This window comes from Pseudomonas sp. BF-R-01, from assembly GCF_019946615.1.
Taxonomy (GTDB): Bacteria; Pseudomonadota; Gammaproteobacteria; order Pseudomonadales; family Pseudomonadaceae; genus Aquipseudomonas; species Aquipseudomonas migulae.
On the sequence record NZ_JAGYFX010000167.1, the window covers coordinates 1 to 7633 of the forward strand.

The 7633-nt window shown below is 61.0% G+C and carries 7 protein-coding genes; 6 read left to right on the forward strand and 1 reads right to left on the reverse strand.

Going from position 1 to position 7633, the window contains the following annotated elements:
* Positions 1-143 precede the first annotated feature (143 nt).
* From KGB27_RS30205 to KGB27_RS30215, 3 genes are read left to right on the forward strand one after another with little or no spacing between them, the layout of a single operon-like run.
* Positions 144-578, forward strand: a complete 435-nt coding sequence (locus KGB27_RS30205) for an NUDIX hydrolase (RefSeq protein WP_008043577.1) — start codon at positions 144-146, stop codon at positions 576-578.
* 22 nt (positions 579-600) lie between these two features.
* The gene (locus KGB27_RS30210) at positions 601-1239 is read left to right on the forward strand and encodes a LysE family translocator (protein ID WP_008032220.1); all 639 of its coding nucleotides are present in this window, start codon (positions 601-603) and stop codon (positions 1237-1239) included.
* 2 nt (positions 1240-1241) lie between these two features.
* Positions 1242-1739, forward strand: a complete 498-nt coding sequence (locus KGB27_RS30215; protein ID WP_223557316.1) for a GNAT family N-acetyltransferase — start codon at positions 1242-1244, stop codon at positions 1737-1739.
* Positions 1740-1926: 187 nt separating this feature from the next.
* Here KGB27_RS30215 and metR read toward each other — a convergent pair whose 3' ends face one another.
* A complete protein-coding gene (gene metR, locus KGB27_RS30220) occupies positions 1927-2844 on the reverse strand; it encodes a transcriptional regulator MetR (protein WP_008032216.1) in 918 nt (305 codons plus the stop codon).
* A 108-nt stretch (positions 2845-2952) separates the two neighbouring features.
* Between metR and metE the strand changes: the two genes are divergently transcribed.
* The 3 genes from metE (at position 2953) to KGB27_RS30235 (ending at position 7416) form a co-directional block, all read left to right on the forward strand.
* Entirely contained in the window at positions 2953-5265 is a 2313-nt protein-coding gene (metE, locus tag KGB27_RS30225; RefSeq protein ID WP_223557315.1) for a 5-methyltetrahydropteroyltriglutamate--homocysteine S-methyltransferase, read from the forward strand.
* Between the two features lie 227 nt (positions 5266-5492).
* The gene (locus KGB27_RS30230; protein ID WP_008032212.1) at positions 5493-6527 is read left to right on the forward strand and encodes an alpha/beta fold hydrolase; all 1035 of its coding nucleotides are present in this window, start codon (positions 5493-5495) and stop codon (positions 6525-6527) included.
* Between the two features lie 223 nt (positions 6528-6750).
* The gene (locus tag KGB27_RS30235) at positions 6751-7416 is read left to right on the forward strand and encodes a DsbA family oxidoreductase (protein ID WP_008043582.1); all 666 of its coding nucleotides are present in this window, start codon (positions 6751-6753) and stop codon (positions 7414-7416) included.
* Positions 7417-7633: the final 217 nt, after the last annotated feature.

The window sequence follows — 7633 nt, forward strand, 5'->3', positions numbered from 1 at the left end:
CCGACATAGAGGCGACTGACACACAGCTTCGCGAGCAAGCCCGCTCCCACAGGGGGCGGTGTTTCGCAGAGGTTTTTTCGGCGTGACGATGTCCCGCCACTCATGTGATGCTTGCACCTTTTAGCCAAGGCCTCGCCTCACTCATGACGCTTGCATCCGCCACTTCCCCCCGCATCATCCACATCGCCGCCGCCTTGTTGATCGGCCCTGACGGTCGCACGCTGCTGGTGCGCAAACGTGGCACTGAAGCTTTCATGCAACCGGGCGGCAAGATCGAAGCCCATGAACAACCGGTTCACGCCCTGGTGCGTGAGCTGGAAGAAGAGTTGGGATTGGCCATCGATCCGGCGCACGCCACTTATCTGGGGCAGTTCTCGGCACCGGCCGCCAACGAGCCAGGTTTTGTCGTACAGGCCGAACTCTTTCTGCTGACCATCGATTCAGACGTATCGCCTGCGGCGGAAATCGAAGAGGTGCGCTGGATCGACCCCGCCACCGACGGCGATGTGACGCTGGCGCCATTGACACGAGACCTGATCCTGCCGTTTTATCGAGCCTCGCTGAGCGCAATCGCCTGATCATTCACGCCAAGGAACCGCCATGATCCCGCTTCAAGACTTGCTGATCTTCGCCGCTGCCGCGTTGCTGATGGTACTGACGCCGGGACCGAACATGATCTACCTGATCTCTCGTTCGATCTGCCAGGGGCGCAAGGCCGGAGTCACTTCGTTGCTCGGTGTGGTGGCGGGCTTTTTTGTGCACCTGTTCGCTGCGGCAGCGGGATTGACTGCGGTGTTCCTCGCGGTGCCGATGGCTTATGAAGTGTTGAAGTGGGCCGGCGCGCTGTACCTGGTGTGGCTGGCCTGGCAGGCGGTCAAACCGGGCGCGCGTTCGCCGTTCGAGGCACAGCAGCTGCCGCCGGACTCCTCGCGCAAACTGATCACCATGGGCTTTTTGACCAGCGCCCTGAACCCGAAAATTGCGGTGTTTTACCTCTCGGTGTTTCCGCAATTCATCACCCCTGAGCACGGTTCGGTGTTCAACCAAAGCATCATCCTCGGCCTGACCCAGATCAGCGTCAGTTTCAGCGTCAACCTGCTGATCGCGGTGTTCGCCGCCGGCATCGCGTCGTGGTTCGTCAACAACCCGACCTGGCTGGCGGTGCAGCGTTACTTCATGGGGTTTGTCTTGGCGGCGTTGGCCGTGCGGCTGATGCTTGAGCAACGACGGACGGCGTGAACATGTGGATTGAACGGCTTGATGCCAGCCATGCCCTGGACTATCGGGCGTTGATGCTCGAAGCCTACGACCTGCATCCCCAGGCGTTTACCTCCACCGTGCGCGAACGCGCCACGATGCCGCTGAGCTGGTGGGAATCGCGCCTGAGCAACAAACTCGATGTGGTGTTCGGGGCGTTTGAGGAAGGGAAGCTGTCGGGCATCGTCGGCCTTGCCTTCGATCCTCGGGAAAAGGCCCGGCACAAGGCGACGCTGTTTGGCATGTACGTGTCCAGTCAGGTCCGCCAGCGCGGGCTCGGTTATCAACTGGTGCAGGCAGCGTTGGCCGAAGCGCAAACCCACCCGGGCTTGAGGCTGATTCAACTGACCGTTACCGCCGGCAATGACGCGGCGTTCAACCTGTACCAGCGTTGCGGCTTCATCCAGTTCGGCCTCGAACCACTGGCGGTGCGGGTGGGCGAGGATTACTTCGACAAGATTCATATGTGGCGCGAGATCTGAACCCACCACGATCCATATGCGACGCGAAATCTGAATCCACCACGATCCATATGCGACACGAAATCTGAATCCACCACGATCCCCTGTAGGAGCCAGCTTGCTGGCGATAGCGGTGTATCAGGCGCCATTGATGTGGACTGATCCGCCGCAATCGCCAGCAAGCCGGCTCCTACAAGTCCGTGTTGTGCTAGCGGACGGCGCTGACCCCGTCCAAGGTCGAGAACGACGTATCTTTTGCCGTCAGCAGGAAGTCGCGCATATACGGCGCATCCAGCATGTCCGCACGAACCGCCGCGTACAACGTCGCAAACAATCCCTTCTCGCCCAGCCGCTTGGCCTTCACGTAGCCCCGTGAACTGTATTCATGCAGCGCCCAGTGCGGCATGCCACAGACGCCACGACCGCTGGCAACCAACTGCATCATCATCACCGTCAGTTCCGAGGTGCGGACCTGGGCCGGTTCGATGTCGGCCGGCTCCAGGAAGCGGGTGAAGATGTCCAGCCGGTCACGTTCCACCGGGTAAGTGATCAGGGTTTCCGTGAGCAAATCCTCCGGAACGATGTACGCCTTGTTCGCCAAGCGGTGCTGATTGGCAACCGCGAGCATGGCTTCATAAGTGAACAACGGCACATACGTGATCCCGGCCAGTTCCAGCGGATCGGAGGTCACCACCAGATCCAGATCACCACGGGCCAACGCCGGCAGCGGCGCGAAAGAGAAGCCCGAGGCCAGGTCCAGCTCGACTTCCGGCCAGGCATCGCGGAACTGGTCGATGGTCGGCATCAGCCACTGAAAGCAACTGTGGCACTCGATCGCCATGTGCAGGCGCCCGGCGGTGCCACCGGCCAGCCGCGCGATATCACGCTCGGCGCCGCGCAGCAGTGGCAGGGTGGCGTCGGCCAGTTGCAGCAGGCGCAAACCGGCACTGGTGAAGCGCACCGGTTTGGTCTTGCGCACGAACAGCGGCATGCCCATGCGCTCTTCCAACTCCTTGAACTGGTGGGACAGCGCCGACTGCGTCAGGTGCAGGCGGTCGGCGGCATCGACCAGGCTATCGGCTTCGCGCAAGGCGTGCAGGGTCTTCAAGTGACGGATTTCAAGCACCGGAGGGCTCCATGAGGAAAACTTGTGATCAACACGAAAAGGTTGAGTTTGTCTCATGTTGGGTTGGCTGTCGACAATAGCGCCATCTTTTACAAGGAGAAACTCACCATGGCTCTGGCCCACACACTTGGTTTTCCACGCATCGGCGCTGACCGCGAACTGAAAAAAGCCCTCGAATCCTACTGGAAGGGCGATCTCGATCAGGACGCGCTGAAGAGCGTCGGCCGCCAACTGCGCGCCACCCACTGGCAATTACAGAAAGACGCCGGCATCGACCTGCTGCCGGTCGGCGACTTCGCCTGGTACGACCAGGTCCTGACGCATTCCCTGACCTTCGGTGTAATCCCGGAGCGTTTCGACAGCGCCAAGAATGCCAGGGGCCTGCCGACGCTCGACACGTTGTTCGCCATGGCCCGTGGCGCCACCACCACTTGCTGCGGTGGCGAACACAGCAAAGCGCAATATGCCCAGGAACTGACCAAGTGGTTCGACACCAACTACCACTATCTGGTCCCGGAATTCAGCGCTGACCAGCAGTTCAAGCTGAGCTGGGAACAGCTGTTCGACGAAGTCGACGAAGCCAAGGCCCTCGGCCACAACGTCAAACCGGTGATCATCGGCCCGCTGACTTACCTGTGGCTGGGCAAGGCCAAAGGCAACGACTTCGACAAGCTCGACCTGCTGGAACGCCTGCTGCCGATCTACGGTGAAATCCTCGGCCGCCTCGCGGCACAAGGTGTGGAGTGGGTGCAGATCGACGAACCGATCCTGACCCTCGACCTGCCGCAAGAATGGAAAAACGCCTTCGAGCGCGCCTACCACATCCTCCAGTATTCGCCGCTGAAAAAGCTGGTGGCGACCTACTTCAGCGGCCTGCAAGACAACCTCGGCCTGGCCGTCGGCTTGCCCGTACAAGGCTTGCACATCGATGCGGTGCGCGCGCCCGACCAACTGCTGCACGTGCTCGATCGTCTGCCGACCTACAAGATTCTCTCGGTGGGCCTGGTCAATGGCCGCAACGTCTGGCGCTGCGAACTGGAACCGGTGCTCGCACAACTGCAATTGGCCCAGGAACGTTTCGGCGACAACCTGTGGGTCAGCAGTTCCTGCTCGCTGCTGCACAGCCCGGTAGACCTGGAACGCGAAGACAAACTCGATCCGGAACTGAAAAGCTGGCTGGCGTTTGCGGTGCAGAAGTGTGGCGAAATCGCCGTGCTGCGCGACGCGCTCAACGATCCGCAATCGCCCAAAGTGCAAACCGCGCTGGCACAAAGCCGGGCGATTCAGGCCAGCCGTGCCGAGTCGCCGCGTATTCACAAAGCTGAAGTGCAGGCGCGCATCAATGCCATCAGTGCAGCGGACAGCCAACGCCAATCGCCGTTCGCCAAACGCATCGAACAACAACGTGCGCGCTTGAAACTGCCGGCGTTCCCGACCACCACCATCGGCTCGTTCCCGCAGACCGGTTCGATCCGTCTGGCGCGACAGGCCTACAAGCAAGGCAAGCTGTCAGCCAACGACTACACCGACGCCATGCACCACGAAATTCGCCACGCCGTGCAAGTCCAGGAACGTCTGGGGCTGGATGTGCTGGTACACGGTGAAGCCGAACGCAACGACATGGTCGAATACTTCGCCGAGCAGTTGGACGGCTACCTGTTCACCCGCTTTGGCTGGGTCCAGAGCTATGGCTCGCGATGCGTCAAACCGGCAGTCATCTATGGCGACCTGAGCCGTCCGAAAGCCATGACGGTCGACTGGATCAGCTACGCGCAGAGCCAGACCGACAAGGTCATGAAAGGCATGCTCACCGGTCCCGTGACCATGCTGATGTGGTCGTTCCCGCGTGAAGACGTTTCGCGCAAAGTCCAGGCGCAGCAGTTGGCGTTGGCCCTGCGTGACGAAGTGGTCGACCTGGAAAACGCCGGCATCAAGATCGTGCAGATCGACGAAGCCGCGTTCCGCGAAGGCTTGCCACTGCGTCGGGCGCAATGGCAGGAATACCTCGATTGGGCGGTGGAAGCGTTCCGCTTGAGCGCCTCCGGCGTGCGCGATGAAACCCAGATCCATACGCACATGTGCTACAGCGAATTCAATGACGTGATCAAGGCGATTGCCGACATGGATGCCGATGTGATCACCATCGAAACCTCGCGTTCGGACATGGAATTGCTGGAAGCCTTCGAAGCGTTCGACTACCCGAATGACATCGGTCCGGGCGTCTACGACATTCACTCGCCACGGGTGCCGGACACGGCCGAGATGGTCAAGTTGATGAGCAAGGCCGTGAAGCGCATTCCGGCAGAGCGGTTGTGGGTGAACCCGGATTGCGGTTTGAAGACCCGGGCATGGCCGGAAACTGAAGCGGCATTGGTGAACATGGTGGCGGCGGCGCGGCAGTTGCGCAGTCAGCTGGCCTGACACCGTCCTTGTAGGAGCCGGCTTGCCGGCGATGGCCGCACCGCGATGATTCGCACTCACCGCGTTATCGTTCATCGCCGGCAAGCCGGCTCCTACAGATCGTTGCCTGCGCGACAAGTACGACCGTTCAGCACTCTTCATCAAACTGTCACGTAACTGTGGCAGCGCGCTTCAACAAACTTCATCAGACTCGCGCTCTACTGGGGTTCTGCGTTTCGGTGTTTTTCATGCGTGCACGATTTTTATCAACGGCGGCCTTCCTGGCCGCGTTGTTCTTTGGCCTTCCGTCCTTTGCGGCGTCTCGATGCGATGTCAATGTTCCGACCGAACGGGTCGATCTGGCGCAGGTGAGCCTGGCGTACCAGAGCATCGGCCGCGCCTCCGATCCGGCGTTGCTGCTGGTGATGGGCCTGGGCGGGCAGTTGATTCACTGGCCGGACGAGGTGGTGGTCGCGCTGTGTCAGCAGGGTTTTCGGGTCATCCGGTATGACAATCGCGATGTCGGCCTGTCCACCTGGCGACAATCGCCTGCCGACGCCAACCTGACCTTCGAAGTGCTGCGCTACAAACTTGGCTTGCCGGTATCGGCGCCGTATTCCCTGACCGACATGGCCGACGATGCGCTGGGCTTGATGGATGCCTTGCACGTCGAGCAATTCCACGTGCTGGGCGCGAGCATGGGCGGGATGATCGCCCAGCATATGGCGGCCATGGCGCCGCAGCGGGTCGAGAGCCTGACGCTGATCATGACCAGTTCCGGTGCCGAAGGCTTGCCGGCGCCGAACGCGGCGCTGGTGCAGCTGCTTTCGCGGCGTGGCGCGCCGAATCGTGAGGTGGCGCTGGAGCAGCAGGCTGATTTGTTGGCGGCGCTGGGTAGCCCGTCGGTGAGTGATGATCGGCAGGCGCTGTTGCATCAGGCGGCGCTGTCCTATGACCGTGCGTTTAACCCCGAGGGCGTGAAGCGTCAGATCATGGCGATCCTCGCGGAGCCGAGTCGGGTGGCACTGCTCAATCAACTGCGGGTGCCGACGCTGGTGGTTCATGGCACTGCCGATCCGCTGTTGCCGGTAATGCATGGCGTGCACCTGGCGGCGCATATTCGTGGCAGCCAGTTGAAGCTGATTCCGGGGCTGGCCCATCGTTTTCAGGAAGCCTTCAAAGCGCCATTGCTTGCGGCGGTGCTGCCCTATTTGCAGGCTCACCGCGAGGACACTTCGCATTGGGCGCAGATTGATCCGGTGGCCGAACACAACCTCCTGTAACGATGATGCCCTCGACGACGATGCGGGGTTTGAAGGCCCCATCGCCAGCAAGCCGGCTCCTACAGACCGGGTTGACCGAAATCTATGTGCACACGCTGACCTTGTAGGAGCTGGCTTGCCAGCGATGGCGGTCTGACAGCCAACCAATTTCTAGCAGATGTACTCAGACCCACAGGTGTATCGTTCAACTTTTCCGGCCCGTATCCAGCCTGCGAGGTGAGTGATGAGTACCCCCCTGAAAATCGATTTCGTCAGCGACGTGTCCTGCCCCTGGTGCGTTGTCGGGCTGTACGGCCTGACCCGTGCCCTGGATCTGCTGGGGGACGAGGTCCAGGCCGAGATCCGTTTCCAGCCGTTCGAGCTGAACCCAAAGATGGGCCCGGAAGGGCAGAACATCACCGAACACATCACCGAGAAATACGGCTCGACCCCCGAGCAGTCGCAGAAGAACCGCGAAATGATCCGTGCGCGTGGCGCCGAAGTCGGGTTCGCCTTTCGCACCGACGGCAACAGTCGCATCTACAACACGTTCGATGCGCATCGGTTGTTGTTCTGGGCGGGGCTGGAGGGGTTGCAGTTCAATTTGAAAGAGGCGTTGTTCAAGGCGTATTTCACGGAGGGCGGCAATCCGTCTGACCACGCTCAGTTGGTGCAGATTGCGCAAAGCGTTGGTCTGGACCGGGAGCGGGCTGAGGCGATTCTGGCCTCGGACGAGTTCGCTAAAGAGGTGCGTGAGGAAGAGCAGTTGTGGTTGTCGCGGGGGGTGAGTTCGGTGCCGACGGTGGTGTTCAACGGGCAATATGCGGTCAGTGGCGGGCAGCCGGTGGAGACGTTTGTGGGGGCGATTCGGCAGATCATGAGTGAATCAAAAGGCGGGACTGTAAGCTGATCGCTTGGTTGACTGGATTGATTACTGGGGGGGGCGGGCTTGCTCCCACGGTTTGGATGGGGGGCATATCTGTTGCTGCGGTAATGGCCGCTATTGGTTTCGCCCTTACGGCGAGTCACTTGGAAAAGCCCCAAGTAACCAAGGGCTCTTGCCCCTTTCGTTCGGTGCCTCGCTAAGGCTCGGCATGCCCTCGCTCCGGTCCTGCTCCGTTGGCCCG